Annotated in this window: 29 protein-coding genes; 21 read left to right on the top strand and 8 right to left on the bottom strand. The window is 67.9% G+C overall.

From position 1 onward, the window contains the following. Positions 1–20: 20 nt before the first annotated feature. Genes AWC12_RS16715 through AWC12_RS16700 form a run of 4 tightly spaced genes read left to right on the top strand, consistent with a single transcriptional unit; the run spans position 21 to position 3,702 of the window. Positions 21–1,322, top strand: a complete 1,302-nt coding sequence (locus AWC12_RS16715; RefSeq protein WP_085175653.1) for an adenosylmethionine--8-amino-7-oxononanoate transaminase — start codon at positions 21–23, stop codon at positions 1,320–1,322. 36 nt (positions 1,323–1,358) lie between these two features. Continuing rightward, positions 1,359–2,501: an 8-amino-7-oxononanoate synthase gene (locus tag AWC12_RS16710; protein WP_085175651.1), complete on the top strand. Its 1,143-nt coding sequence runs from the start codon at positions 1,359–1,361 to the stop codon at positions 2,499–2,501. Then, positions 2,498–3,178 carry a dethiobiotin synthase gene (gene bioD / locus AWC12_RS16705; protein ID WP_085175649.1) on the top strand — a complete coding sequence of 227 codons (681 nt, stop codon included), beginning with the start codon at positions 2,498–2,500 and terminating at the stop codon, positions 3,176–3,178. Before AWC12_RS16710 ends, bioD begins: the two co-directional genes overlap by 4 nt. Further along, positions 3,178–3,702, top strand: coding sequence for a 2'-5' RNA ligase family protein (locus AWC12_RS16700; protein WP_085175647.1), 525 nt, complete (start codon positions 3,178–3,180; stop codon positions 3,700–3,702). Before bioD ends, AWC12_RS16700 begins: the two co-directional genes overlap by 1 nt. Positions 3,703–3,716: 14 nt before the next feature. On the opposite strand, the gene AWC12_RS16695 is transcribed toward AWC12_RS16700, so the two are convergent. Both AWC12_RS16695 and AWC12_RS16690 read right to left on the bottom strand, forming a co-directional pair. Further along, the gene (locus tag AWC12_RS16695) at positions 3,717–4,061 is read right to left on the bottom strand and encodes an MmcQ/YjbR family DNA-binding protein (RefSeq protein ID WP_085175645.1); all 345 of its coding nucleotides are present in this window, start codon (positions 4,059–4,061) and stop codon (positions 3,717–3,719) included. Then, positions 4,058–4,654 (bottom strand): TetR/AcrR family transcriptional regulator, encoded by a 597-nt coding sequence (locus AWC12_RS16690; protein WP_085175643.1) that lies wholly within the window; start codon positions 4,652–4,654, stop codon positions 4,058–4,060. Before AWC12_RS16690 ends, AWC12_RS16695 begins: the two co-directional genes overlap by 4 nt. A gap of 69 nt (positions 4,655–4,723) precedes the next feature. Between AWC12_RS16690 and bioB the strand changes: the two genes are divergently transcribed. The 3 genes from bioB to AWC12_RS16675 are packed head-to-tail and all read left to right on the top strand — an operon-like array spanning position 4,724 to position 6,648. Further along, positions 4,724–5,719: a biotin synthase BioB gene (gene bioB / locus AWC12_RS16685; protein WP_085175762.1), complete on the top strand. Its 996-nt coding sequence runs from the start codon at positions 4,724–4,726 to the stop codon at positions 5,717–5,719. Positions 5,720–5,746: 27 nt separating this feature from the next. Continuing rightward, positions 5,747–5,995: a biotin synthase auxiliary protein BsaP gene (gene bsaP, locus AWC12_RS16680; RefSeq protein WP_412093732.1), complete on the top strand. Its 249-nt coding sequence runs from the start codon at positions 5,747–5,749 to the stop codon at positions 5,993–5,995. Continuing rightward, complete coding sequence (locus AWC12_RS16675) at positions 5,992–6,648, top strand: DUF2567 domain-containing protein (protein WP_085175642.1); 657 nt, start codon at positions 5,992–5,994, stop codon at positions 6,646–6,648. The genes bsaP and AWC12_RS16675 overlap by 4 nt, the downstream gene beginning before the upstream one ends. Here AWC12_RS16675 and AWC12_RS16670 read toward each other — a convergent pair. Together AWC12_RS16670 and AWC12_RS16665 are read right to left on the bottom strand one after the other, a co-directional pair. After that, a complete protein-coding gene (locus AWC12_RS16670; RefSeq protein WP_085175640.1) occupies positions 6,584–7,939 on the bottom strand; it encodes a lipase family protein in 1,356 nt (451 codons plus the stop codon). The genes AWC12_RS16675 and AWC12_RS16670 overlap by 65 nt on opposite strands. A 42-nt stretch (positions 7,940–7,981) precedes the next feature. Continuing rightward, positions 7,982–8,659, bottom strand: a complete 678-nt coding sequence (locus AWC12_RS16665; RefSeq protein WP_207576447.1) for an NUDIX hydrolase — start codon at positions 8,657–8,659, stop codon at positions 7,982–7,984. Positions 8,660–8,732: 73 nt separating this feature from the next. Between AWC12_RS16665 and nadA the strand changes: the two genes are divergently transcribed. From nadA to AWC12_RS16645, 4 genes are read left to right on the top strand one after another with little or no spacing between them, the layout of a single operon-like run. Then, positions 8,733–9,764 (top strand): quinolinate synthase NadA, encoded by a 1,032-nt coding sequence (gene nadA / locus AWC12_RS16660; protein ID WP_085175758.1) that lies wholly within the window; start codon positions 8,733–8,735, stop codon positions 9,762–9,764. Beyond that, the gene (locus AWC12_RS16655; protein WP_085175636.1) at positions 9,761–11,305 is read left to right on the top strand and encodes an L-aspartate oxidase; all 1,545 of its coding nucleotides are present in this window, start codon (positions 9,761–9,763) and stop codon (positions 11,303–11,305) included. The genes nadA and AWC12_RS16655 overlap by 4 nt, the downstream gene beginning before the upstream one ends. Beyond that, positions 11,302–12,159: a carboxylating nicotinate-nucleotide diphosphorylase gene (nadC, locus tag AWC12_RS16650; RefSeq protein WP_085175760.1), complete on the top strand. Its 858-nt coding sequence runs from the start codon at positions 11,302–11,304 to the stop codon at positions 12,157–12,159. Before AWC12_RS16655 ends, nadC begins: the two co-directional genes overlap by 4 nt. A 3-nt stretch (positions 12,160–12,162) precedes the next feature. Then, on the top strand, positions 12,163–12,612 hold the full coding sequence (locus AWC12_RS16645) for a hypothetical protein (protein ID WP_085175634.1): 450 nt from the start codon (positions 12,163–12,165) through the stop codon (positions 12,610–12,612). Position 12,613: 1 nt separating this feature from the next. Here the strand turns inward: AWC12_RS16645 and AWC12_RS16640 are convergent, their stop codons facing one another. Continuing rightward, complete coding sequence (locus tag AWC12_RS16640) at positions 12,614–13,252, bottom strand: LysE family transporter (RefSeq protein ID WP_085175632.1); 639 nt, start codon at positions 13,250–13,252, stop codon at positions 12,614–12,616. A 23-nt stretch (positions 13,253–13,275) separates the two neighbouring features. Next, positions 13,276–13,698: a nitroreductase family deazaflavin-dependent oxidoreductase gene (locus AWC12_RS16635; RefSeq protein WP_024446346.1), complete on the bottom strand. Its 423-nt coding sequence runs from the start codon at positions 13,696–13,698 to the stop codon at positions 13,276–13,278. 36 nt (positions 13,699–13,734) lie between these two features. Here AWC12_RS16635 and hisD point away from each other — a divergent pair, with 36 nt between their 5' ends. Genes hisD through hisI form a run of 8 tightly spaced genes read left to right on the top strand, consistent with a single transcriptional unit; the run spans position 13,735 to position 20,108 of the window. Next, on the top strand, positions 13,735–15,075 hold the full coding sequence (gene hisD, locus AWC12_RS16630; RefSeq protein ID WP_024446345.1) for a histidinol dehydrogenase: 1,341 nt from the start codon (positions 13,735–13,737) through the stop codon (positions 15,073–15,075). Then, positions 15,072–16,187: a histidinol-phosphate transaminase gene (locus tag AWC12_RS16625; RefSeq protein ID WP_085175630.1), complete on the top strand. Its 1,116-nt coding sequence runs from the start codon at positions 15,072–15,074 to the stop codon at positions 16,185–16,187. Before hisD ends, AWC12_RS16625 begins: the two co-directional genes overlap by 4 nt. Continuing rightward, positions 16,184–16,801, top strand: coding sequence for an imidazoleglycerol-phosphate dehydratase HisB (gene hisB / locus AWC12_RS16620; RefSeq protein ID WP_024446343.1), 618 nt, complete (start codon positions 16,184–16,186; stop codon positions 16,799–16,801). The genes AWC12_RS16625 and hisB overlap by 4 nt, the downstream gene beginning before the upstream one ends. Further along, on the top strand, positions 16,798–17,418 hold the full coding sequence (hisH, locus tag AWC12_RS16615) for an imidazole glycerol phosphate synthase subunit HisH (protein WP_085175628.1): 621 nt from the start codon (positions 16,798–16,800) through the stop codon (positions 17,416–17,418). The genes hisB and hisH overlap by 4 nt, the downstream gene beginning before the upstream one ends. Positions 17,419–17,423: 5 nt before the next feature. Continuing rightward, positions 17,424–18,167: a bifunctional 1-(5-phosphoribosyl)-5-((5-phosphoribosylamino)methylideneamino)imidazole-4-carboxamide isomerase/phosphoribosylanthranilate isomerase PriA gene (priA, locus tag AWC12_RS16610; protein WP_085175626.1), complete on the top strand. Its 744-nt coding sequence runs from the start codon at positions 17,424–17,426 to the stop codon at positions 18,165–18,167. Further along, positions 18,164–18,982 (top strand): inositol monophosphatase family protein, encoded by an 819-nt coding sequence (locus AWC12_RS16605; RefSeq protein WP_085175624.1) that lies wholly within the window; start codon positions 18,164–18,166, stop codon positions 18,980–18,982. The genes priA and AWC12_RS16605 overlap by 4 nt, the downstream gene beginning before the upstream one ends. Next, a complete protein-coding gene (hisF, locus tag AWC12_RS16600; RefSeq protein ID WP_085175622.1) occupies positions 18,979–19,764 on the top strand; it encodes an imidazole glycerol phosphate synthase subunit HisF in 786 nt (261 codons plus the stop codon). The genes AWC12_RS16605 and hisF overlap by 4 nt, the downstream gene beginning before the upstream one ends. Further along, complete coding sequence (gene hisI, locus AWC12_RS16595) at positions 19,761–20,108, top strand: phosphoribosyl-AMP cyclohydrolase (protein WP_085175620.1); 348 nt, start codon at positions 19,761–19,763, stop codon at positions 20,106–20,108. The genes hisF and hisI overlap by 4 nt, the downstream gene beginning before the upstream one ends. On the opposite strand, the gene AWC12_RS16590 is transcribed toward hisI, so the two are convergent. Next, on the bottom strand, positions 20,105–20,899 hold the full coding sequence (locus AWC12_RS16590; protein ID WP_085175618.1) for an ABC transporter ATP-binding protein: 795 nt from the start codon (positions 20,897–20,899) through the stop codon (positions 20,105–20,107). The genes hisI and AWC12_RS16590 overlap by 4 nt on opposite strands. Continuing rightward, on the bottom strand, positions 20,896–21,360 hold the full coding sequence (locus tag AWC12_RS16585) for a peroxiredoxin (protein ID WP_085175616.1): 465 nt from the start codon (positions 21,358–21,360) through the stop codon (positions 20,896–20,898). Before AWC12_RS16585 ends, AWC12_RS16590 begins: the two co-directional genes overlap by 4 nt. 32 nt (positions 21,361–21,392) lie before the next feature. Between AWC12_RS16585 and AWC12_RS16580 the strand changes: the two genes are divergently transcribed. Next, positions 21,393–22,919, top strand: coding sequence for an anthranilate synthase component I (locus tag AWC12_RS16580; RefSeq protein ID WP_085175614.1), 1,527 nt, complete (start codon positions 21,393–21,395; stop codon positions 22,917–22,919). Then, positions 22,916–23,509: a TIGR02234 family membrane protein gene (locus tag AWC12_RS16575; RefSeq protein WP_085175612.1), complete on the top strand. Its 594-nt coding sequence runs from the start codon at positions 22,916–22,918 to the stop codon at positions 23,507–23,509. Before AWC12_RS16580 ends, AWC12_RS16575 begins: the two co-directional genes overlap by 4 nt. The last annotated feature ends 66 nt before the right edge of the window (positions 23,510–23,575 follow it).

The raw sequence follows: 23,575 nt of genomic DNA, 5'->3' as shown, positions 1-23,575 counted from the left end.
CGACGGTTAATCTACCGAAGGTGTCTGCGTTGAGGCCTGTCGAGATCAGCGCCATCGACGCCGCTCACATCTGGCACCCGTACAGTCCCATCGGCGACGATGCGCTGGCTCCGGTCGTGGCGGTCCGTGCGCGCGGCTCGTGGCTCACCATCGTGCACGACGGTCGTGAAGTCGAAGTGCTCGACGCGATGGCGTCGTGGTGGACGGCGGTGCACGGCCATGGTCACCCCGTGTTGGACGCGGCTATCACGCGTCAGCTCGCCACGATGAACCACGTCATGTTCGGTGGACTCACCCACGAGCCCGCCGCCCGGCTGGCGCGCCTGCTGGTCGAGCTGACGCCGGCGGGGCTCGAGACGGTGTTCTTCAGCGACTCCGGATCGGTGTCGGTCGAGGTCGCGGTCAAAATGGTGCTGCAGTTCTGGCGCAGCAGCGGGCACCCCGCCAAGAGGCGGCTGATGACGTGGCGTGGCGGTTACCACGGCGACACCTTCACTCCGATGAGCGTGTGCGACCCGCAGGGCGGCATGCACGAGCTCTGGACCGGTGAGAACTCGCTGCTGGCCGATCAGGTGTTCGCGCCACCCGTGCCGGCCGAATACGACACCGCCTATGTCGCCGCGTTCGCCGAGCAACTCGGCCGTCACGCGCACGAACTAGCCGCGGTGATCGTCGAGCCGGTCGTGCAGGGCGCGGGTGGAATGCGGTTTCACGACCCGCGTTATCTCGCGGATCTGCGCAGGCTCTGCGACGAGCACGGCGTCCTGCTGATCTTCGACGAGATCGCGACGGGGTTCGGCAGGACCGGCGAAATGTTCGCCGCCGATCACGCCGGGGTCCGGCCTGATGTCATGTGTGTCGGCAAGGCGCTGACCGGAGGCTATCTGACCCTGGCGGCGACGCTGTGCACCCGCGCGATCGCCGACACGATCAGCGGCAATCCGCCGGGGGCACTCATGCACGGCCCCACGTTCATGGCCAATGCGCTGGCCTGCGCGGTGAGCGTGGCGTCGATCGAACTGCTCCTGTCGACCGACTGGCAGTCCCGGGTGCGCGCGATCGAGGACCGCCTGCGCGAGGGATTGGCACCCGCCGCCGAGTTGCCGAACGTCGTCGATGTGCGGGTGCTGGGAGCGATCGGTGTGATCGAAGTGGACCGCCCGGTCGACCTGCGCGTCGCCACACCCGTGGCCATCGAGCACGGCGTCTGGCTGCGCCCGTTCCGCAACCTCATCTACGTGATGCCCCCCTTCATCTGCACACCTGACGAGGTCACCCAGATCACCTCGGCGATGATCGAGGTCGCGCGTGCACTAACCTGAACGGTGTTCAAGAGTTGCAGAACCTCGAGGAGCACCGTGACACGCGTCGGTCTGTCACCGCTGGCCTGGCTCGACGACGTCGAGACGCAGCGCCGTGTCGCCGGCCTGCGACGGTCGTTGCGTACCCGGCCACCGGTGGGCGCCGAGCTCGACCTCGCGTCCAACGACTACCTCGGCCTGTCCCAGCATCCCCGCGTGATCGAAGGTGGCGTCGCCGCCCTGCGTACGTGGGGCGCGGGTTCGACCGGGTCGCGCCTGGTCACCGGCAATACCGAACTGCACGAGGAGTTCGAGGACGCGTTGGCGTCGTTCGTCGGCGCCGGCTCTGCGCTGGTGTTCTCATCGGGATACACCGCCAACCTCGGCGCCGTCGTCGCGCTGTCGGGCCCGGGATCGCTGCTGGTCTCCGACGCGTTGACCCACGCCTCGCTCGTCGACGCCTGCCGGCTGTCCCGCGCCCGGGTGGTCGTGACACCGCACAACGACGTGTCGGCTGTCGAGGATGCGTTGGCCACCCGGTCCGAAGAACGGGCGGTCGTCGTCACCGACTCGGTGTTCTCCGCCGACGGCGACCTGGCGCCGCTGCGCGCCCTGCACGACGCATGCCGCCGGCATGGGGCGCTGATGATCGTCGACGAGGCTCACGGGCTCGGTGTGCGCGGTGACGGCGGACGCGGACTGCTCGACGAGGCGGGCCTTGCCGGAGCGCCCGATGTGGTGATGACGACGACCCTGTCGAAAGCGCTCGGCAGTCAGGGCGGGGTGGTGCTGGGTCCCGCCGCGGTGCGTGACCATCTGATCGACGCGGCGCGGCCCTTCATCTTCGACACCGGGCTGGCGCCGGCGGCGGTCGGTGCCGCGCACGCGGCGCTACAGGTCCTCATCGACGAACCCTGGCGAGCGCAACGGGTGCTCGACCATGCGGCGACGCTGGCCTCGATCTGCAATGTGACAGACGTTCCCGCCTCGGCGGTGGTGTCGGTGATCCTGGGGGAGCCCGAAGTCGCTTTCGGCGCAGCCCTCGCGTGCCTCGAGCGGGGGGTGCGCGTCGGTTGTTTCCGACCGCCCACCGTGCCCGCGGGAACCTCCCGGCTGCGACTGACGGCGCGCGCATCACTGTCGGACGACGAAATGGCGCTCGCCGGCCGAGTGCTCACCGCGGTGTTGTCGTCCTCGTGAGTGTTCTCGTCGTCACCGGAACCGGAACCGGCATCGGGAAGACCGTCGCCACCGCGGCGCTGGCCTGCCATGCCCGGCTCGCCGGAATCGACGTCGCGGTGTGCAAACCTGTGCAGACCGGGACGCTGGACGGAGACGACGACCTCGCCGAAGTGGCACGACTTGCCGGTGTCACCCAATTGCACTCTCTGGCAAAGTATCCCGAACCGCTGGCGCCGCTGGCGGCGGCGCACCGGGCCGGTGCCGACCTGCCGACCCGGCAGGCGCTTCGCGATATTGTGACGGCCGCTGATCGTCCGGGCAGGCTCACGCTGGTCGAAGGGGCAGGCGGGCTGCTCGTCGAGATCGGGGCGGACGGGACGACGCTTCGCGACCTCGCGGTGGATCTCGGGGCTCCGGTGCTGACGGTCGTGGCACCCGGTCTGGGCACACTCAACCACACCGTGCTGACCCTGGAAGCCCTGGCGCACAAGGACCTCGACAGCGCCGGACTGGTGATCGGCGCCTGGCCGGCGCAACCGGGAGTCGCCGAGATCGACAACCGGGATGCGCTGGCCCGGCTCGCACCGGTACGTGCCGCGCTGCCCGCCGGGGCCGGCTCGCTCGGCACCGCCGATTTCGAGCGACTCAGCGCGCAGGCGTTCGACCGGTCATGGGTCGAAGCTCTCGTCGGCTGATGGTGCACTCCGTCGAGTTGCTGTTCGACACCGACACCGATGCCGCCGTTCGGCAGGTGTGGAACAGCCTCGCGCAGAACGGAATTCGCAGCCTCGCTGGCCACACCTCCAAGACCAACCGGCCCCATGTCACCCTGACCGTGGCCGGCGAGATGGCCGACGGTGTGGACGGCGCGCTGATGCCACTGCTGTCCCGTCTGCCACTGCGTTGCGTTCTCGGGGCGCCGATGCTGTTCGGTGTCGGGCGGTCCGTCACCCTCGTCCGCCTCGTCGTGCCGACCGCGGAATTGCTGGACCTGCAGAACGAGGTGAATCGAATCTGCCTGCCGTACATGACGGGCGGGCCGCTGCCGCACGCGGATCCGGGGAACTGGACTCCGCACGTTACGCTGGCGCGGCGCGTCCCTGCCGACCAGTTGCCCGCGGCGCTGGCGGTGCCGGGCGTCACCGAGGACATCCCCGCCAGCGCGACCGGGTTACGGCACTGGGACGGCAACGCGCGGGTTGAGCACCCCATCAGTTGACCGGAGCTCCGACGTCAAGGACCGCCAACGCTTCTGGCAACGCTCTTGGGTACGCACATGCGCCAGCCGTCGATCACCAATTCCCGGACTTCTGGAAGCTCGAGCGCATCAAGGCGGACCAGGATCCAGTTGAATCGCATGTCCGACGCGCGCGGGAGCATGAACTTGTCGGGTTCGGCCGCCACCATCGCCGCGCGCTCCTCCTTGGGAAACCCAACTCCGAGCACCGTCTCGTCGCGAGAGAATTTGGCGTAGACGAGCTGACCGACACGGAACGTGATCTGGTCACGGACCACCACCTCGTACGACCTGGGCAGGTCGGCGGTGATTCGGCGGACGTCGTCGGCGGTGATGCTCACCTCAGTGCAGACTCGTGTCCTCGCTGAGAGTCATCGCTGTGCGCAGCGATGCCGTCGGTCAGTAGCCGTAGGCCGAACGAGAACCTGGCGCTCGGGTCCTCGCTCCACACGGTCTGTCCCACCTCGGCGCCCGCGGCGTCCCATTGCAGCCGCGACTGCTCATCGGCCGTGAACCCCAGCACGTAATAGATCACCGTGCGGGCGGCTAGCTCGGCATGTCCGGGCGTCACACCGGCTTCGCCGGCGGCGGAGGCCAAGCGATGCAGCACGGCAGTCATCGCGTCGGACTGCCCGGCGGCGAAACTGGCGGATACCAGCTCGGCGCCGTCGGTGTGCGACAGCAGTGCATCGCGCAACTGGTTGCACGTCGCGCCGATCCGCGCACGCCAGTCGCCTGTGACGTCACAGAGCGGCTGCAGGATCCGGTCCGTGACGGCTCCGAGCAGCTGCTGCTTGTTGGCGAAATGCCAGTACAGGGCACCGGGGGAGACGTTGAGTTCGCGAGCGAGACGGCGCATCGACAGATCGGCGAGGCCGTAGTTGTCCAGCAGTGACGTCGCCATGTCGACCACGTCGCGTTTGTGGAGCTGCACGCCGATACCCTAACCTGAACGGTGTTCAATTGTCGGCTCGCCGACGTGTTCAAGAGGAGGGCAACCCAGGTGACAGACATTCTGGTTCAAGCGCGCGAGCAGGTGCTCGAGCGCGGCGAGGGACTCGATCAGGACCAGACGCTTCAGGTGCTGCAACTGCCTGACGACCAGCTCGATGCGCTGCTGGAGCTCGCCCACGAAGTCCGGATGAAGTGGTGCGGCCCCGACGTCGAGGTCGAGGGCATCATCAGCCTCAAGACCGGCGGCTGCCCCGAGGACTGCCACTTCTGTTCGCAGTCCGGCCTTTTCGCCTCACCGGTGCGCAGCGCATGGCTCGACATCCCCAGCCTGGTGGAAGCCGCCAAGCAGACCGCCAAAACCGGAGCCACCGAGTTCTGCATCGTTGCCGCCGTCCGCGGGCCCGACGAGCGCCTGCTCGCGCAGGTCGCCGCCGGTATCGAGGCGATCCGCAACGAGGTCGACATCCAGATCGCATGCTCGCTGGGCATGCTCACCCAGGATCAGGTCGAGCAGCTTTCGGCGATGGGCGTGCACCGCTACAACCACAACCTCGAGACCGCCCGCTCCTTCTTCACCAACGTCGTCACCACGCACTCCTGGGAAGAGCGATGGGACACACTGCAAATGGTGCGCGAAGCCGGCATGGAGGTGTGCTGCGGCGGCATTCTCGGCATGGGGGAGACACTGGAGCAGCGCGCCGAATTCGCTGCGAACCTCGCTGAGCTCGACCCGCACGAGGTTCCGCTGAACTTCCTCAACCCGCGCCCGGGCACCCCGTTCGGCGATCTTGAGGTGCTGCCTGCTTCGGAGGCGCTCAAAGCCGTCGCGGCCTTCCGGCTTGCGTTGCCGCGCACGATGCTGCGGTTCGCGGGCGGACGTGAGATCACTCTCGGTGACCTCGGCGCCAAACAGGGCATCCTCGGCGGCATCAACGCCGTCATCGTCGGCAATTACCTGACCACGCTCGGCCGGCCCGCCGAGGCCGACCTGCAGCTGCTCGACGATCTGCAGATGCCGATCAAGGCGCTCAATGCCACGCTGTAGTTCGGCGGCACGGTAGAACCGAAGGTGATGGTCACGGACAGCACAGAGTTGCCCGCCCCCGTCGGCGCAGGCGCCTACAACGTCTACACCGGTATTGCGCAGGCTGACGCAGGTGGTGTGAGCGTACCCACCGCCGCCCAGCTCGGCCTGGAACCTCCGCGGTTCTGTGCGGCCTGCGGCCGCCGGATGATCGTCCAGGTCCGCCCGGACGGCTGGTGGGCCAAGTGTTCGCGACACGGGCTGGTGGACTCTACAGATCTGGATCAGTACCGATGACCGCACCCGCCCAGGCTCCCGACGTCCCCCGTAACAAGGCTGTGGCGGCCGTGGTGATCGGTCTGGCCGCAGCCGGCGCCCTCGTCGGCGCACTGTGGGCGTGGCTCGCCCCGCCGATCAACGGCGTCATTGCGCTGACGCGCAGCGGTGACCGGGTGAAGGCCTACCTCGGTGCTGAATCCGACAACTGGTTCACCTCGGCATTTCTGGTGGTCGGCATGCTGTCGGTGCTGGCGGTTGTCGCGGCAGTCCTGGTGTGGCAGTGGAAATCTCACAGAGGTCCAGCGATGGTGGCGGCGTTGAGCGTCGGCTCGGTCGCCGCGGCGTCTACTGCGGTGGGTGTCGGGGCGCTGCTGGCGCACCTGCGTTACGGCACGATCGACCTCGCGGCCGCCCCGGTTTCCCAGGAGCAGCGGGTGTACTACATCACCGAGGCGCCGTCGGTGTTCTTCGGGCACTCGGTCGCGCAGATCGCCACCACCCTGCTCTTTCCCGCCGCGGTCGCGGCCACGGTGTATCTGCTTGCCGCAGTGGCAAGTTCACGCGACGATCTGGGAGCGTGGCCGCCGATCGATTACCAATACCCGCCTATTGGTCGAATCGCGACAGCGGCTGACGCTCCACCTGCCGCCCCAGCACCACCTTCGCCGTGATCTTGCCGAGGGTCAGCATTCCCCGGTAGGTGGATGGGTTGAGCAGCGTGGGCCATTTGGTCCTGGCGATGTGGGCGCGCAGCGGTCGGCCGGCGAAGCGGTCGCGCAGCCAGCGCAGCGTCATCGGCGCTGACATCGGATGCAGAAGCAGGTGCTCGCTGAGCATGTCGCGGTGATAGGTGACGCTGGCCCCGCCCCTGGTGTAGGTGTCGGTCAGCTCGTCGATGTCGTCGACGGAGATGATGCGGTCGTGGACGGCCTGGACGATCAATACCGGCGTCTTCGGCGCGCAGGTGCCGAGCTTGATGCTGTCGAAGACATGCTGGACCTCCGGCGTCAGGAGGATCTCCTCCAGCGGCCGGTCCACCATGTGAGCCATGTCCTTGCCGACGAGGGTCAGCATCGCCTGTGCGGTCGTCATCTTCTCGATCCGCGCGAGCATGGCCTTGCCTTCGACGGTGGCGTGCTCTTGGATGATGCGGTCGAGGTCCGGATAGACATGGGTCAGCGCGGCGACGACCATCGCGGGCAGACCCGAGTAGATGCTTCCGTTGAGGCGGCGGAACGCATGTCCGAGGTCGCCGACGGGGGAGCCGAGGACCGCGCCGACGATGTTGAGCTCTGGCGCGTAACTCTCCTGCACCTCGGCCGCCCACGCTGAGGCCAGACCGCCGCCCGAGTAGCCCCACAGCCCGACCGGGGCATTGGCCTTCAGTCCCAGCGGAGCGTGGTTGAGTGCGGCGCGCACGCCGTCCAGGACGTGGTATCCGGGCTCGTACGGGGCGCCCCACATGCCCGCGGTGCCCTCGTGATCGGGCACCGACACTGCCCAGCCTTCGGCCAGGGCAGCCGCGACGAGGAGAAATTCGAACTGTGCCACCGCGCCGATGGCTTTGGCGCCACGGCGAAGCGCATAGGACGGAAAACAACGTCCAGCCACCGCGTCGATCGCGCACTGGTAGGACACGATCGGCATCGGGCCGTCGGAGGTCCGCTCCGTCGGGACGACCACGGTGGTGGCGGTGGCTTGCGGCTCGCCGTTGAGGTCGGTGGTGCGGTACAGGAGCTGGGTCGCGTGGAACTTCTGAGGGATAAGGCCCAGGAATGCGAGTTCGACGTCGCGCGATCGCAGAATAGTGCCGGGTCGGGCGTGTTCGTAGCCGGCAGGCGGCTGGTAGAACGTGTCCTTGGCGGGGACGACGGGTCGGATCCTGCGCTGCAACGGCTCATGCGGAGCGTGGCCGATCCATTCGGGTTCGGCGCTCGACCGTGCAACGTTGCCCAAGTCCATCCCGGCATTGTTACTTAAGAAGGCCTTAAGAATCCAGTCGACTCACCCGGGAGGGCGAAGCGCAGCGAATTCGTCGGTGACGCGGTAGCGGGAGTCGGTGAACCTGTACAGCGCCGCGGGACGGCCTCCGCTGCGGCCGGATCGTGCGGTGGTTCCGGTCCTGGTGATCACGTGGCGGCGTTCGAGAACCCGCTGCAGGTTGGTGGCGTCGACCGGATGCCCGAGCGCCGCACTGTAGATGTCGCGCAGCGTCGAAAGCGCGAATTCGTCTGGCGCCAAGCCGAATCCGATATTGGTGTAGGAGAGCTTGGCGACGAGTCGGGTGCGCGCATGCTCGACCATCGGCGCGTGGTCGAACGCCATCGGCGGCAGGCTGCTGACGGGGTGCCACCGGGTGTCTGGGGGAAGTTCCGGTGTTGCGGGGGAGGGCACCAGGCCGAGGAACGTCGATGCGATGGTCCGGGGACCGGGAACCCGGACGGGATCGGAGAAGACGGCCAGTTGCTCGAGGTGCGCGAGCTCCTTGAGGTCCACCTTCTCGGCAAGCTGACGTGAGACCGAACTGGTCAGGTCCTCGTCGGAGTCCAGGCGGCCGCCCGGAAGCGACCACTTGCCCCTCTCCGGCTCCAACGCGCGCTGCCATAACAGCACGTGAAGTGCAGGTTTCCGCTTGGTGGCGGGGTGGAGTACCTGCCGCACCTGGAACACCACGGCGAGCACCTCGTGTTCAGTGCTAATATGTGCCATGTTTTCGATTGTAAGTCGAAAACCTCGATGAGTGAAGGAGACGGCGATGACGGTTCTCGCGAACGAACTTGCGGACCGGATCGTGGACGGCCCCGGCGGATTCTCCGGTGTCGACGGTGACGAGCAGTGGGCCGCCGAAGTGCGCCGCCTGCTCAAGCTCCGTGGTGCGACGCTGCTGGCGCACAACTACCAGCTACCCGCCATCCAGGACGTCGCCGATCACGTCGGCGACTCGCTGGCACTGTCTCGGATAGCCGCCGAGGCGCCCGAGGACACGATCGTGTTCGCCGGTGTGCACTTCATGGCCGAGACCGCCAAGATCCTCTCTCCGGAGAAGACGGTGCTGATCCCCGACCAGCGGGCGGGATGCTCGCTGGCCGATTCGATCACCGCCGACGAGCTGCGGGCGTGGAAAGCCGAGCATCCGGGCGCTGTCGTGGTGTCCTACGTCAACACCACCGCCGCGGTGAAGGCCGAGACCGACATCTGCTGCACGTCCTCGAACGCGGTGGAAGTCGTCGCCTCCATTCCCGAGGACCGTGAGGTGCTGTTCTGCCCCGACCAGTTCCTCGGGGCGCACGTGCGCCGGATGACCGGTCGCAAGAACCTGCATGTCTGGGCCGGCGAATGCCACGTGCACGCCGGCATCAACGGCGACGAACTCGCCGACCAGGCCAAGGCGCACCCTGATGCGGAGCTGTTCGTGCACCCTGAGTGTGGTTGCGCCACGTCGGCTCTCTACCTCGCCGGGGAGGGTGCATTCCCGGCGGATCGGGTGAAGATCCTGTCCACCGGCGGCATGCTCGACGCCGCACGGGAGACCGGCGCCCGCCAGGTTCTGGTCGCCACCGAGGTCGGCATGCTCCACCAGTTGCGCCGTGCCGCACCGGATGTCGACTTCCAGGCGGTCAACGACCGTGCGTCATGCCGCTACATGAAGATGATCACCCCTGCCGCCATGCTGCGCTGCCTCATCGAGGGCGCCGACGAGGTCCACGTGGACGCGGATATCGCAGCGGCGGGACGCAAGAGCGTCCAGCGGATGATCGAGATCGGGCAGCCCGGCGGCGGGGAATGACCGGGTGCGGTGGCGCCGGATTCTGGCGCCAGCGTGCCGACGTCGTCGTCGTCGGCACCGGTGTCGCAGGGCTCGCGGCCGCGCTCGCGGCACATCGCCGCGGGCGCAAGGTCGTGCTGCTGAGCAAGGCCGGTGAAACGGCGACGTTCTATGCCCAGGGTGGCATTGCGGTCGTCCTGCCCGACACCGACGATTCCGTCGAAGCCCACGTCGCCGACACGCTCGCCGCCGGTGCCGGGCTGTGCGATCCGGAGGCGGTCCGCTCGATCGTCGCCGACGGGTTTCACGCGGTCACCGAACTCGTCTGTGCCGGTGCGCATTTCGACGAAGCTGCGCCGGGGCGATGGGCGCTGACGCGCGAGGGTGGACACACCCGCCGACGCATCATCCACTCGGGTGGGGATGCAACCGGGGCTGAGGTGCAACGCGCTCTCGACCACGCCGCAGCGACGCTCGACGTCCGACGAAACCACGTCGCCCTCGACCTGATCCTCGACGACGGTGCCGTCGCCGGCGTCACGGTGTTGAGCGAAGACGGCCTCGGCGCCGTGTACGCGCCGTCGGTGATCCTCGCGACCGGCGGCCTGGGGCACCTGTATTCGGCCACCACGAACCCGGATGGGTCGACCGGTGACGGTGTGGCTCTGGCGATGTGGGCCGGGCTCGCGGTCACCGACCTCGAGTTCATCCAGTTCCACCCGACGATGCTCTATACCGGCGGCGGGGGACGGCGTCCGCTGATCACCGAGGCGCTACGCGGTGAGGGTGCGAAACTGCATGATCGTATGGGTCTTTCGGTGACCGACGGTGTTCACCCGATGGGTGACCTCGCGCCGCGCGATGTCGTCGCGGCGGCGATCGAGGCGCGGCTGTCGGCGACCGGGGACGAGTGCGTCTATCTGGACGCACGCGACGTGGAACACTTCGCAACGCGGTTCCCGACGGTCAACGCCGCGTGTCTGAGTGCAGGTATCGACCCGACACGGGACCCGATCCCGGTCGTGCCCGGCGCGCACTACAGCTGCGGCGGTGTTCACACCGACGTGCACGGGCGTACCGAACTGCCAGGGCTTTTCGCCGCGGGGGAGGTCGCGAGAACCGGTATGCACGGCGCCAACCGGCTCGCCTCCAACAGCCTGCTCGAAGGCCTGGTGGTGGGCGGCCGTGCGGGCGCGGCGGCGGCACACCACGCGGGCACCGCGGGGCCGAGCCGAATCTTCGATCCGGTCCCGCCGGTGCGGCCGGCGCTGGCCCGGTCCGATTTGCAGCGCGCCATGACCCGGTACGCATCGGTCGTGCGCAGCGGCGAAGGCCTGAGTGAGCTGGCTGACCGCCTCGAGGCCGCAACCCCGCGAGCACTGCGCTCGCGGACCGACTTCGAGGACGCAGCGCTGACAACGGTGGCGGGCGCGGTCACTGCAGCGGCGTTGGCGCGCAAAGAAACTCGCGGATGCCACCACCGCAGCGACTACCCCGAGACCGATCCGGCGCAGGCCGTCAGTACTGCCCACTCGGCGCGTGCGGCGGTGGGATGCCGATGACGCTCACCGATGCCGAGCTGACGGAAGCTCGCGCTGTGATCGCCCGCGCCCTCGACGAGGACCTGCGCTACGGACCTGACGTGACAACACAGGCCACGGTGCCCGCGGAGGCCCGCACCATCGCGTCGATGGTGTCCCGCGAGGCGGGAGTCGTCGCGGGCCTGGACCTGGCGCTGCTGGTGCTCGACGAGGTGCTCGGCCACGACGGCTACCACGTCGAGCATCGGGTGGCCGACGGGACTCGGCTCGGACCGGGCGCAGTGGCGCTCGCAGTGGCTGGACCGACACGCGGGCTGCTCACCGCCGAACGAACAATGCTGAACCTGGTGTGTCACCTGTCGGGGATCGCGACCGCGACCGCGGCGTGGGTGGAGGCGGTGTCCGGAACCCGCGCCCAGATCAGGGACACGCGCAAGACGCTGCCGGGATTGCGTGCGCTGCAGAAGTACGCGGTCCGCGTCGGAGGCGGGATCAATCATCGGATGGGTCTCGGCGACGCCGCGCTGATCAAAGACAACCACGTGGCGGCCGCCGGATCCGTCGTCGCCGCATTGCGCGAAGTCCGTTCCGCGGCACCGAATCTGCCCTGCGAGGTTGAGGTCGACTCGCTTGAGCAGCTCGACGAAGTCCTTGCCGAAGACGTCGAACTGGTACTGCTGGACAACTTTCCGGTGTGGCAGACCCAGATCGCCGTGCAGCGCAGAGACGCGCGGTCGCCGCAGACGAAACTGGAATCCTCGGGCGGTCTCGCCTTGGAGAACGCGGCCGACTACGCGGGCACCGGCGTGGATTATCTCGCGGTCGGCGCGCTGACCCACTCAGTCCGCGTCCTCGATCTGGGGTTAGATCTGTAGATCATGAAGCTGGCGGCCCTGGTGGTGGCGGTGTTCGCGCTCGGCGTCTCGGTGTTCGCGCTGCTGCGCACATTCGACAGCGAGCCGGAGTTCACCGACGCCGCGCGCACCGATGCGAAGAACGCGGTCTGCTCGGCGTTCGAGACGGTGCGAACCGGTGTCGCGACCAACACCAATGCCGAGCCGCCGGGCGGGTCCGACGACATCGCCGGCGCGCTGGCGGTGTCGGCAAATGCGCGGATCGCGCTGTTCGACGGCGGCCAGTATCTGTTGGCCCGCCTGGACCCGGCCACCCCCACGGAGCTCGCGGGCGAGGTCCGGCGTTTTGCCAACCAGCTGATGGACATCGGGGCGGCGGCCACCGCGGGGGTGCCCAACAGCGATCCGGTCCAGGCGGGTCGCCTTCAAGACGCCGAGGCCGCCAGCAGCGCCATCAGCGGCCGCTGCAGGTAGTTCAGGCAGCCGCGGGGCCTCGCCGCACCAGTGCCAGCACCACGGCGGCGGTGGCGAAGAGCCCGGAGACGGCGCGGTTGAGCACGGTCTGCTGGCGCGGCGTGCGCAGCCAGGTCAGCAGGCGCACTGCCAGCGCGGTGTAGAGGCCCATGACGACCAGGTCGACCGCGGTCATCGTGAATCCGATGGTGAGATATTGAGGCAGCAGCGGCGCGGTCGGGACCACGAACTGCGGCATCACCGCGAGGAAGAACAGCAGGCCCTTGGGGTTGGTGGCGTTGACAAGGAAGCCGCGCACCAGCAGCGACACCGCGCCGCCGTCGACGCCACGATCGAGTTGGGCGTTCAGGTCGATCGCCGCGGAACGCCACTGCCGCACCGCCAGGTAGGCCAGATACGCCACACCAAGCCATTTGATGACCGTGAACGCGACTATCGAGCTCGCGACCGCTGCGCCCAGCCCGATGGCGACGAGCGTCAGTTGCAGCATCAACCCCACTTCGAGGCCGACGATGCTCCAGTAGCCGCGCTTGACACCGTGCGTCAGACCCGTGGCCATGGACTGGACGGCGCCCGGCCCCGGCGTCAGCGCGATGACGATCGCCGCACCCAGGAAGGCCAACCACAATTGCCAGGTCACGGAGATGAGTGTGTCAGGTCAGGTCAAGCGATATCGGCGACGAAGACGCCGGACCTCTTCAGGAGCATCTGCGCCACCTTGGGCAGCGACGGGTCTTCGGTGCCCGCGGGCACTACCCGCGGCCGGACCAGGTGCAGCGTCTTGCTCCCCATCTGCAGCTCCGCTTCGCCGGCGGCCAGCACGTTCTTGGCCCAATTGGTCTTGCCGTGCGCCAGCCCGATGGCCACCACGTTGCCTTTGCGGTACGGAGTGATGATCGTCTCGTACTGCTTGCCCGAGGTACGGCCGCGGTGCTTGATCACCGCGAGGCCGGGCATCCGTTTCGACAGCGGTCGCAGCAGCGGGTTGATGTACTTGATCTGCAGCTTTTCAAACCACACCGGGAAGATCATCGGCACGCCCGGGGCGTTGTTGGGGTGGTTGCTTCTGTTCGTCCGATCGGACATGACGCCTCCGATACTGATTTGTGCAGCTCTGGGACAATGGTCAGCGTGAATGTATCGCCAGCGCTCCTGCGGCGCATCGACCTGCGTGGGGCTGCGCTGTCGGCGGCCGGTTTGCGCACGGCCCTGCCGCGCGGTGGTGTCGACGTCGATGCGGTCGTTCCGAAGGTTCGGCCCATCGTCGATGCGGTCGCGGCGCGCGGCGCCGACGCGGCGCTCGAATACGGCGCCACCTTCGACGGAGTCCGGCCGGACCAGGTGCGCGTGCCCTCCGGGAAACTCGCAGAAGCTCTCGATCAGCTCGACGCCGATGTGCGCACCGCGCTGGAGGTCGCGATCGAACGCGCCCGCGCCGTGCACGCCGACCAACGCCGCACCGACACCACCACCACGCTGGCGCCCGGCGCGACCGTCACCGAGCGCTGGGTGCCGGTCGAACGCGTCGGCCTCTACGTCCCCGGGGGCAACGCGGTCTACCCGTCGAGTGTGGTCATGAACGTCGTCCCGGCACAGACGGCCGGTGTCGACTCACTGGTGATCGCCAGCCCACCGCAGGCCGAATTCTCGGGTCTGCCGCACCCCACGATCCTCGCTGCGGCCGCCTTGCTGGGCGTCGACGAAGTGTGGGCCGTCGGCGGCGCGCAGGCCGTCGCGCTGTTGGCCTTCGGCGGCACGGACATCGACGGGAGCGAGCTGGCGCCGGTCGACATGATCACCGGGCCCGGCAACATCTATGTCACCGCTGCCAAACGGATCTGCCGCTCCCAGGTCGGTATCGACGCCGAAGCCGGCCCGACCGAGATCGCGATCCTGGCCGACCACACCGCAGACCCGGTGCACGTCGTGGCCGACCTGATCAGCCAGGCCGAACACGATGAGATGGCCGCCAGCGTGCTCGTCACCAACAGCTCGGAACTGGCGGACGCGACCGATCGTGAGCTGGCCATCCAGTTGGAGACGACCGTGCACCGGGAGCGGGTGACGGCAGCACTACGCGGGCAGCAGTCGGCGATCGTGCTGGTCGACGACATCGAGGCCGGGGTGCGGACGGTGAACGCCTACGCCGCCGAACACCTCGAGATCCAGACCGCGGATGCCGCTGCCGTGGCCGGCCGGATCCGTTCGGCAGGAGCCATCTTCGTCGGACCGTGGTCCCCGGTCAGCCTCGGCGACTACTGCGCGGGGTCCAACCATGTGCTGCCCACCGCCGGATGCGCACGGCACTCCAGCGGTCTGTCCGTGCAGACGTTCCTGCGCGGCATCCACGTTGTCGACTACACCGAAGCGGCCCTCAAAGACGTGTCCGGGCACGTGATCACGTTGGCCAACGCCGAGAACCTACCCAGCCACGGCGAAGCGGTACGCCGGAGGTTCGAGTGACGTCACCTCTTCCCGGCGGCGGCATCTCTCTCGACGACCTGCCGCTACGTGACGATCTGCGCGGCAAATCACCCTATGGCGCACCACAATTGGCTGTTCCGGTGCGCCTGAACACCAATGAGAACCCGCATCCGCCCACACAGGCGCTCGTCGACGACGTCGCCGACTCGGTGCGCGAGGCGGCACGGGAGTTGCACCGGTACCCCGACCGCGACGCCGTCTCCCTGCGCAGGGACCTGGCGGCGTATCTGACGACGCAGACCGGGACCGCCGTGGGAGTCGAGAACGTTTGGGCGGCCAACGGCTCCAACGAGATTCTGCAGCAGCTGCTGCAGGCGTTCGGTGGGCCGGGGCGCAGCGCACTCGGTTTCGTGCCGTCGTATTCGATGCACCCGATCATCTCCGACGGCACCCAGACCCGTTGGCTGGTGGCCAGCCGCGCCGAGGGCTTCGGTCTCGATGCTGCGGTGGCCGCCACGGCGATCAAAGAGCACAGTCCCGACGTCGTCTTCGTCACCAGCCCCAACAACCCGTCTGGACAAAGCGTTTCGCTCGACGATCTGCGGCTGCTGCTCGACGCCATGAGCGGCGGCGTGATGATCGTCGACGAGGCCTATGGTGAGTTCTCGTCGCAGCCCAGTGCGATCGCGCTGCTCGACACCTACCCGACCAAGCTGGTCGTCAGCCGGACCATGAGCAAGGCGTTCGCGTTCGCGGGCGGGCGTCTCGGTTACCTGATCGCCGCGCCCGCCGTCATCGACGCGATGCTGCTGGTGCGCTTGCCGTACCACCTGTCGTCAGTCACGCAGGCCGCCGCCCGCGCCGCGCTGCGCCACGCCGAGGACACCCTCGGCAGCGTCGCGACGCTGATCGCGGAACGCGAAAGGGTGTCCGCCGCGTTGGCAGGCATGGGTTTCCGCGTGATTCCCAGTGATGCCAACTTCGTGCTGTTCGGGGAGTTCGCCGACGCGCCCGCGACCTGGCAGCGCTACCTGGACGAGGGTGTGCTCATCCGCGATGTCGGAATTCCCGGCTATCTACGCACCACCATCGGCCTGGCCGACGAGAACGATGCGCTGCTGGCAGCCAGCGCCCGGATAGGAGCAGCATGACCCGTCCAGATCGCCGAGCGCGAGTGGAGCGCAAAACCAAGGAATCCGACATCGTCGTCGAGCTCGATCTCGACGGCACCGGAGTGGTCAGTGTCGAGACCGGCGTTCCGTTCTTCGACCACATGCTGACCTCGCTGGGCACCCACGCCAGCTTCGACCTCACCGTGAAAGCGGTGGGCGACATCGAGATCGAGGGTCACCACACCATCGAGGACACCGCGATCGTGCTCGGCCAGGCGCTGGCGCAAGCGCTCGGCGACAAGAAGGGCATCCGCCGCTTCGGCGACGCGTTCATCCCGATGGACGAGTGCCTCGCGCATGCCGCCGTCGACGTCTCCGGCCGCCCGTACTTCGTCCACACCGGTGAACCCGAGTACATGGTCGAGTTCACGATCGCCGGGTCGTCGGCGCCGTACCACACGGTGGTCAATCGGCACGTCTTCGAATCGCTGGCCTACAACGCGCGGATCGCGCTGCACGTGCGCACCCTGTACGGGCGCGACCCGCACCACATCACCGAGGCCGAGTACAAGGCGGTCGCCCGGGCTCTGCGGCAGGCAGTCGAGTACGACCCGCGCGTCACCGGCGTGCCATCCACCAAAGGCACTCTGTGACAACAAAACTCGTTGTTCTGGATTACGGCTCGGGCAACCTTCGTTCAGCGCAGCGCGCGCTGGAGCGCGTCGGGGCCGAGGTCGAGGTCACCGCGGATCCGGCGGCGGCGGCCAACGCCGACGGACTCGTCGTGCCCGGTGTGGGCGCGTTCGAGGCCTGCATGGCGGGCCTGGGGGAGATCGGCGGCCAGAAGATCATCGCCGACCGGTTGGCCGCAGACCGGCCGGTCCTCGGCGTGTGCGTCGGGATGCAGATCCTGTTCTCGCGCGGTGTCGAGTTCGGCGTCGAGACCGCCGGGTGCGGGCAGTGGCCAGGAGCGGTGGTTCGTCTGGATGCGCCGGTGATCCCGCACATGGGCTGGAACGTCGTCGACGCTCCTTCGGACAGTGTGCTGTTCAAGGGTATCGGCGCAGACACCCGCTTCTACTTCGTGCACTCCTACGCCGCCCAGCAGTGGGAGGGTGACCCCGCGGCGCGCCTGACCTGGGCGACGCACCACGTTCCGTTTCTGGCTGCGGTCGAGGACGGGGCGTTGTCGGCAACGCAATTCCACCCGGAGAAGAGCGGGGACGCGGGCGCCGAATTACTGTCGAACTGGGTCGGAGCGCTAAGTTGACCGGCGTGAATGCACCGAAACTGATCCTCCTGCCCGCTGTCGACGTCGTCGAGGGCCGCGCGGTGCGGCTGGTTCAGGGACAGGCCGGAAGCGAGACGGAGTACGGGTCGGCGCTGGACGCCGCGATGACGTGGCAGCGTGACGGCGCCGAATGGATTCACCTCGTCGATCTCGACGCCGCGTTCGGGCGCGGTTCCAATCGCGAACTGCTCGCCGAGGTGGTCGGCAAGCTCGACGTGGCCGTCGAACTGTCCGGAGGCATCCGTGACGACGAGTCCCTGGCCGCGGCGCTGGCCACCGGATGTGCCCGCGTGAACATCGGGACCGCCGCGCTGGAGAACCCACAATGGTGCGCCAAGATCGTGGCAGAGCACGGTGACCGTGTCGCAGTGGGCCTCGACGCCAAGATCGAGGACGGGCAGTACCGGCTGCGCGGTCGCGGCTGGGAAACCGACGGTGGTGACCTATGGACTGTGCTGGAACGTCTTGACAGCGAAGGCTGTTCGCGGTTCGTCGTCACCGACGTGACCAAGGACGGCACGCTCAACGGCCCGAACCTGGAGTTGCTGAGCCAGGTATGTGACCGCACCGATGCGCCGGTCATCGCCTCCGGAGGAGTGTCCAGCCTCGACGATCTGCGTGCGATCGCGACCCTCACCGATCGTGGTGTCGAAGGGGCGATCGTCGGAAAGGCGCTGTACGCGGGACGATTCACGCTGCCGCAGGCGCTTGACGCGGTCGGCACGTGACGCTGGACCGCGCGCAGCTGGCCGATCTCCTCGCCGTCGCGGCGGGGGTACTTGACGCCGCCTCGGGGCAGTTCGTCGCCGGGCATCGTGCCGACTCCGCAGTAGCCAAGAAGGGCAACGACTTCGCCACCGAGGTGGACCTGGCGATCGAGCGCCGCGTGGTCGCCGAGCTGACGAAGCTGACCGGTATCGGTGTACACGGTGAGGAGTTCGGCGGGGAGGCGATCGACTCCGAGCTGGTGTGGGTGCTCGACCCGATCGACGGCACGTTCAACTACGCCGCGGGCCTGCCCACCGCTGCGATTCTGCTGGGTCTGCTGGCCGACGGTGAACCGGTGCTGGGCCTGACCTGGCTTCCGTTCATGTCGCAGAGCTTCACCTCGATCGTCGATGGGCCGGTGCAGTGCAACGGCTCCGATCTGGAAGGTCTCGGCACGGCCTCACTCGGCGAATCCATCGTGGGCATAGGCACGTTCAACATCGAGTCGCGCGGACGCTATCCCGGCCGCTACCGGGCCAAGGTACTCGAAGGTCTGAGCAGGGAATGCTCGCGCGTGCGGATGCACGGCGCCACCGGTATCGACCTGGCGTATGTGGCTGCGGGAATCCTCGGTGGCGCAATCAGTTTCGGCCATCACATCTGGGACCACGCAGCGGGAGTCGCTCTGGTGCGGGCCGCGGGTGGCGTCGTCACCGATCTGTCAGGCGAGCCGTGGACATCGTCGTCGCCGTCGGCGCTGGCCGCCGCGCCCGGTGTGCACGAGGAGATTCTGAAGATCGTTCAAGCCGCCGGTGATCCGAAGGACTATCTGTGAACACCGCGAGCGGTGTGGCGACCCGGGTGATCCCGTGCCTGGACGTCGATGACGGCAGGGTGGTCAAGGGTGTCAACTTCGCGAACCTTCGCGACGCGGGCGATCCCGTCGAGCTCGCCGCCGCCTATGACGCCGAAGGGGCGGACGAGCTCACTTTCCTGGATGTCACCGCGTCGTCGTCGGGCCGCACGACGATGCTGGAGGTGGTACGACGCACCGCCGAGCAGGTGTTCATCCCGCTGACGGTCGGCGGCGGCGTGCGTTCGGTCGCCGACGTCGACGTGCTGCTGCGTGCCGGCGCCGACAAGGTGTCGGTCAACACGGCCGCGATCGCGCGCCCGGAACTGCTGTCGGAGTTGTCCCGGCAGTTCGGATCTCAGTGCATCGTGTTGTCGGTCGATGCGCGCACGGTCCCCGAGGGTTCTGAGCCGACGCCGTCGGGGTGGGAGGTCACCACCCACGGTGGCCGCCGGGGCACCGGGATCGATGCGGTCGAATGGGCCTCCCGCGGCGCCGAGCTCGGTGTGGGGGAGATCCTGCTGAACTCGATGGACGCCGACGGCACCAAAGCCGGCTTCGACCTTCCGATGCTGCGTGCGGTGCGCGGTGCGGTGACGGTCCCGGTGATCGCCAGCGGCGGCGCAGGCGCCGTGGAACATTTCGCGCCCGCCGTTGTTGCAGGTGCCGACGCCGTGTTGGCGGCCAGCGTGTTCCACTTCGGGGACCTGACCATCGGCGAGGTGAAGGCGGCGATGGCAGCTGAGGGGATAGTGGTGAGGTGAGTCTGGACCCGGCGATCGCGTCGCGGCTGAAGCGCAATGCCGACGGCCTGTTCACCGCCGTGGTGCAGGAGCGCGCCACCGGCCAGGTGCTGATGGTCGCGTGGATGGATGACGATGCGCTGGCCCGTACGCTGGAAACCCGTGAGGCGACCTACTTTTCGCGGTCCCGTGGCGAGCAGTGGGTGAAGGGTCTGACGTCCGGGCACACCCAGCATGTGCACTCGGTGCGGCTGGATTGCGACGGCGACACCGTGTTGCTCGAAGTCGACCAGGTCGGCGGCGCCTGCCATACCGGCGATCACACCTGCTTCGACGCCGACCTGCTGCTGGCGCCCGATTCCTAGATGATGCGTGCGGCTTTCGCGCGTGCGGTCCAGCGTCCCTCGACGTAGCCCACCACCACGGGATGGGCGAAGGCCTCCGACACCGTCTCCGTCGTGATCGTCTCGCGCGCAGGCCCGCTGGCCACGGTGCGCCCCTCGGAGATCAACAATGCGTGAGTGGTCGTGATCGGTAACTCTTCGAGGTGGTGTGTCACGAGTATCGACGCCACCTCGGGATGGGTCTGGTCCAGCGAGTCGATGGTCTCCAGCAGTTGTTCGCGCGCAGCCACATCCAAGCCGGTCGACGGTTCATCGAGCAGCAGCAGGCGGGGTTCGGAAATGAGCGCCCTCGCGATCAGCGTGCGCCCGCGTTCGCCCTGCGACAGTGTCGGCCACACGTCGTCGGCCTTGTGCGACAACCCGACAGCGGCGATCATCGCGTCGGCGCGCTCGTCCTCTTCGGTAGACGCCGTCCACCGCATCGGCGTGTCGATGGTCGCGGTGATGCCCGTCATCACCACTTCGCGGACCGTCAGCGAATACTGCAGCTGATGACGGGGGTTGACGTGACCGATGGAATGTCGCAGCACGGACAGGTCCACCCGTCCCATCTGCTGGCCCAGAATGCGCACGGTTCCTGACGTCGGGAACATGTTCGCCGCGCAGAAACCCAGCAGGGTGCTCTTGCCGGCGCCGTTGGGGCCGAGCAGCGCCCAGTGTTCACCTTCGTTCACCGTCAACGAGATGCCGTCGATGATCTGTTTGCCGTTGCGGCGGAACGTGACCTCGGCGAGCTCGAGGACGGCCGTCATGCCGATTGGCGTTGGCGCAGCACCTCAAGGGCCTTGTCGGCGTGGGTGTCCATGCTGAACTCGCTGGCGATGACCTCCAGGACGGTGCGGTCGGTGTCGATGACGAAGGTCGTCCGTTTCACCGGCATGAACTTGCCGAGCAGACCGCGCTTGACGCCGAACTGCGTTGCCACCACGCCCTCGGTGTCGGACAGCAGGGGATAGTCGAACTTCTGCTTGTCGGCGAACTCCGCCTGCTTGTCGACGGTGTCGGCGCTGATTCCGACCCGGGTCGCACCCACGGCCGCAAACTCGGCCGCGAGATCGCGGAAGTGGCAGGCCTCCTTCGTGCACCCGGGCGTCATGGCGGCGGGGTAGAAGAACAGCACGATCGGGCCGTCGGCGAGGAGGTCGGAGAGCGTTCTCATCGTTCCCGTCTGGTCGGGAAGTTCGAAGTCGGCCACGCGGTCACCACGATTCATGCTCTCAACGGTACTTCTGGGAGGATGTCGGGGTGCAGACGACCGCCAACCTCACCACGACGACGTCGCGTGAGGACTTCCGGGCGCTGGCCGCTGAGCATCGGGTGGTCCCGGTGACCCGCAAAGTGCTCGCCGACAGCGAGACGCCGCTGTCGGCGTATCGCAAGCTGGCTGCCAACCGCCCCGGGACCTTCCTTCTGGAGTCCGCGGAAAACGGGCGGTCGTGGTCGCGATGGTCGTTCATCGGTGCAGGCGCCCCGTCCGCGCTGACCGTCCGTGACGGCGAAGCCGTGTGGCTCGGCGTGATCCCCAAGGACGCCCCCGCAGGTGGGGACCCCCTTGCGGCGCTGCGCGCGACCCTGACGCTGCTGGAGACGGCCGCGCTACCCGGCCTGCCGCCGCTGTCGTCGGGCCTCGTCGGCTTCTTCGCCTACGACTTGGTGCGCCGGCTCGAGCGCCTTCCCGAGCTGACCGTCGACGATCTCGGTCTGCCGGACATGATGTTGCTGCTGGCTACCGACATCGCGGCCGTGGATCACCACGAGGGCACCATCACGCTGATCGCGAACGCGGTCAATTGGAACGGCACCGACGAACGCGTCGACTCGGCCTACGACGACGCGGTGGAACGGCTGGACGTGATGACCGCGGCGCTGGCCGAGCCGCTGGCCTCGACGGTGGCGACCTTCAGCAGGCCGGCCCCGTTGCACCGCTCGCAGCGCACGGTCGAGCAGTACACCGAGATCGTCGACAAGCTCGTCGGCGACATCGAGGCGGGTGAGGCGTTCCAGGTGGTGCCGTCGCAGCGGTTTGAAATGACGACCCTCGCAGATCCCCTTGATGTGTACCGGATGCTGCGGGTCACCAATCCGAGCCCCTACATGTATTTGCTCAATGTGCCGAATGCAGATGGGGGACTGGACTTTTCGATTGTGGGCTCGAGCCCGGAGGCGCTCGTCACCGTCAAGGACGGCCGGGCGACCACGCATCCGATTGCCGGTACGCGCTGGCGCGGGGACACCGAAGAAGAAGACCTGCTGCTGGAAAAGGAGCTGCTCTCCGACGAGAAGGAGCGCGCCGAGCACCTGATGCTCGTCGACCTCGGCCGCAACGACCTGGGCCGAGTGTGCCGGCCGGGCACCGTCAAGGTCGAGGACTACAGCCACATCGAGCGCTACAGCCACGTCATGCACCTGGTGTCGACCGTGACCGGGTTGCTCGCCGACGAGAAGACCGCGCTGGACGCGGTGACCGCGTGCTTCCCCGCCGGGACGCTGTCGGGTGCGCCGAAGGTACGCGCGATGGAGCTCATCGAGGAGGTGGAGATGACCCGCCGCGGCCTCTACGGCGGTGTGCTGGGCTATCTCGATTTCGCGGGCAACGCCGATTTCGCCATCGCGATCCGTACCGCGCTCATGCGCAACGGAACGGCCTACGTGCAGGCCGGCGGTGGGGTCGTGGCCGATTCGAACGGCCCCTACGAGTACACCGAATCCGCGAACAAGGCCCGGGCCGTGTTGGCCGCTATCGCGGCGGCCGAGACGCTGAGCGAGCCGTGATCCGCGCCGCGCAACTGATTCTGGTTCTTGCCGCGGCGGGCCTCTGGGCGGCGTCGCGGTTCACCTGGGTGCAGATCAGCTCGTTCGACGGACTCGGGCAACCCAAGACCGCCGCACTCTCGGGGGCGACGTGGTCGACGGCTCTGGTCCCGCTGGCGCTGCTCGTGCTCGCCGCCGCGGTCGCCGCGCTGGCCGTGCGTGGTTGGCCCCTGCGGGTGCTGGCGGTGCTGATCGCCGCTGCGAGCGCCGGCATGGGCTATTTGGCAATCAGTCTGTGGGTGGTCGACGACGTCGCGGTGCGCGCGGCCCGCCTGGCGGAGGTGCCGGTAGCAGACCTGATCGACACCCAGAGGTTCTACGTCGGGGCGGTCGTGACGCTGGTCGCCGCCGCGCTGTCACTGCTCGGCGCGGTGCTGCTGATGCGGTCGGCCGCCCGCGGCCGGGCCGAGACCACCCGATACGCGCGACGGCCGACCGTCGCACCCGACGCGCCTGCAGCGGCCATGTCGGAGAGGATGATCTGGGACGCCCTCGACGAGGGTTCCGATCCCACCCAGGACCCGGTCAATCCCGACAACAAGGGCCGGTGACAGACCATGCCGTCGTGGCGACTACCCTTCACTAAGAATCGAATGGCCGTCAGGGAAAGGGAAACG

The sequence above is a fragment of the Mycolicibacterium iranicum genome, from assembly GCF_002101705.1.
In the GTDB taxonomy this organism is placed as follows: Bacteria; Actinomycetota; Actinomycetes; order Mycobacteriales; family Mycobacteriaceae; genus Mycobacterium; species Mycobacterium iranicum.
Note: the sequence above shows the minus strand (reverse complement) of the source record. Positions and strands in the feature narration are given on the sequence as shown.

Bases quoted from the DNA above. Each gene is read 5' to 3' on its own strand.
- AWC12_RS16635 (WP_024446346.1), bottom strand. From the start codon at position 13,698: ATGTCCGATCGGACGAACAGAAGCAACCACCCCAACAACGCCCCGGGC.
- hisB (WP_024446343.1), top strand. From the start codon at position 16,184: ATGACCCGTCCAGATCGCCGAGCGCGAGTGGAGCGCAAAACCAAGGAA.
- bsaP (WP_412093732.1), top strand. From the start codon at position 5,747: ATGGTCACGGACAGCACAGAGTTGCCCGCCCCCGTCGGCGCAGGCGCC.
- AWC12_RS16700 (WP_085175647.1), top strand. From the start codon at position 3,178: ATGGTGCACTCCGTCGAGTTGCTGTTCGACACCGACACCGATGCCGCC.
- AWC12_RS16655 (WP_085175636.1), top strand. From the start codon at position 9,761: ATGACCGGGTGCGGTGGCGCCGGATTCTGGCGCCAGCGTGCCGACGTC.
- AWC12_RS16645 (WP_085175634.1), top strand. From the start codon at position 12,163: ATGAAGCTGGCGGCCCTGGTGGTGGCGGTGTTCGCGCTCGGCGTCTCG.
- AWC12_RS16670 (WP_085175640.1), bottom strand. From the start codon at position 7,939: ATGGACTTGGGCAACGTTGCACGGTCGAGCGCCGAACCCGAATGGATC.
- hisD (WP_024446345.1), top strand. From the start codon at position 13,735: ATGGTCAGCGTGAATGTATCGCCAGCGCTCCTGCGGCGCATCGACCTG.
- AWC12_RS16585 (WP_085175616.1), bottom strand. From the start codon at position 21,360: ATGAATCGTGGTGACCGCGTGGCCGACTTCGAACTTCCCGACCAGACG.
- nadA (WP_085175758.1), top strand. From the start codon at position 8,733: ATGACGGTTCTCGCGAACGAACTTGCGGACCGGATCGTGGACGGCCCC.
- AWC12_RS16675 (WP_085175642.1), top strand. From the start codon at position 5,992: ATGACCGCACCCGCCCAGGCTCCCGACGTCCCCCGTAACAAGGCTGTG.
- AWC12_RS16590 (WP_085175618.1), bottom strand. From the start codon at position 20,899: ATGACGGCCGTCCTCGAGCTCGCCGAGGTCACGTTCCGCCGCAACGGC.
- nadC (WP_085175760.1), top strand. From the start codon at position 11,302: ATGACGCTCACCGATGCCGAGCTGACGGAAGCTCGCGCTGTGATCGCC.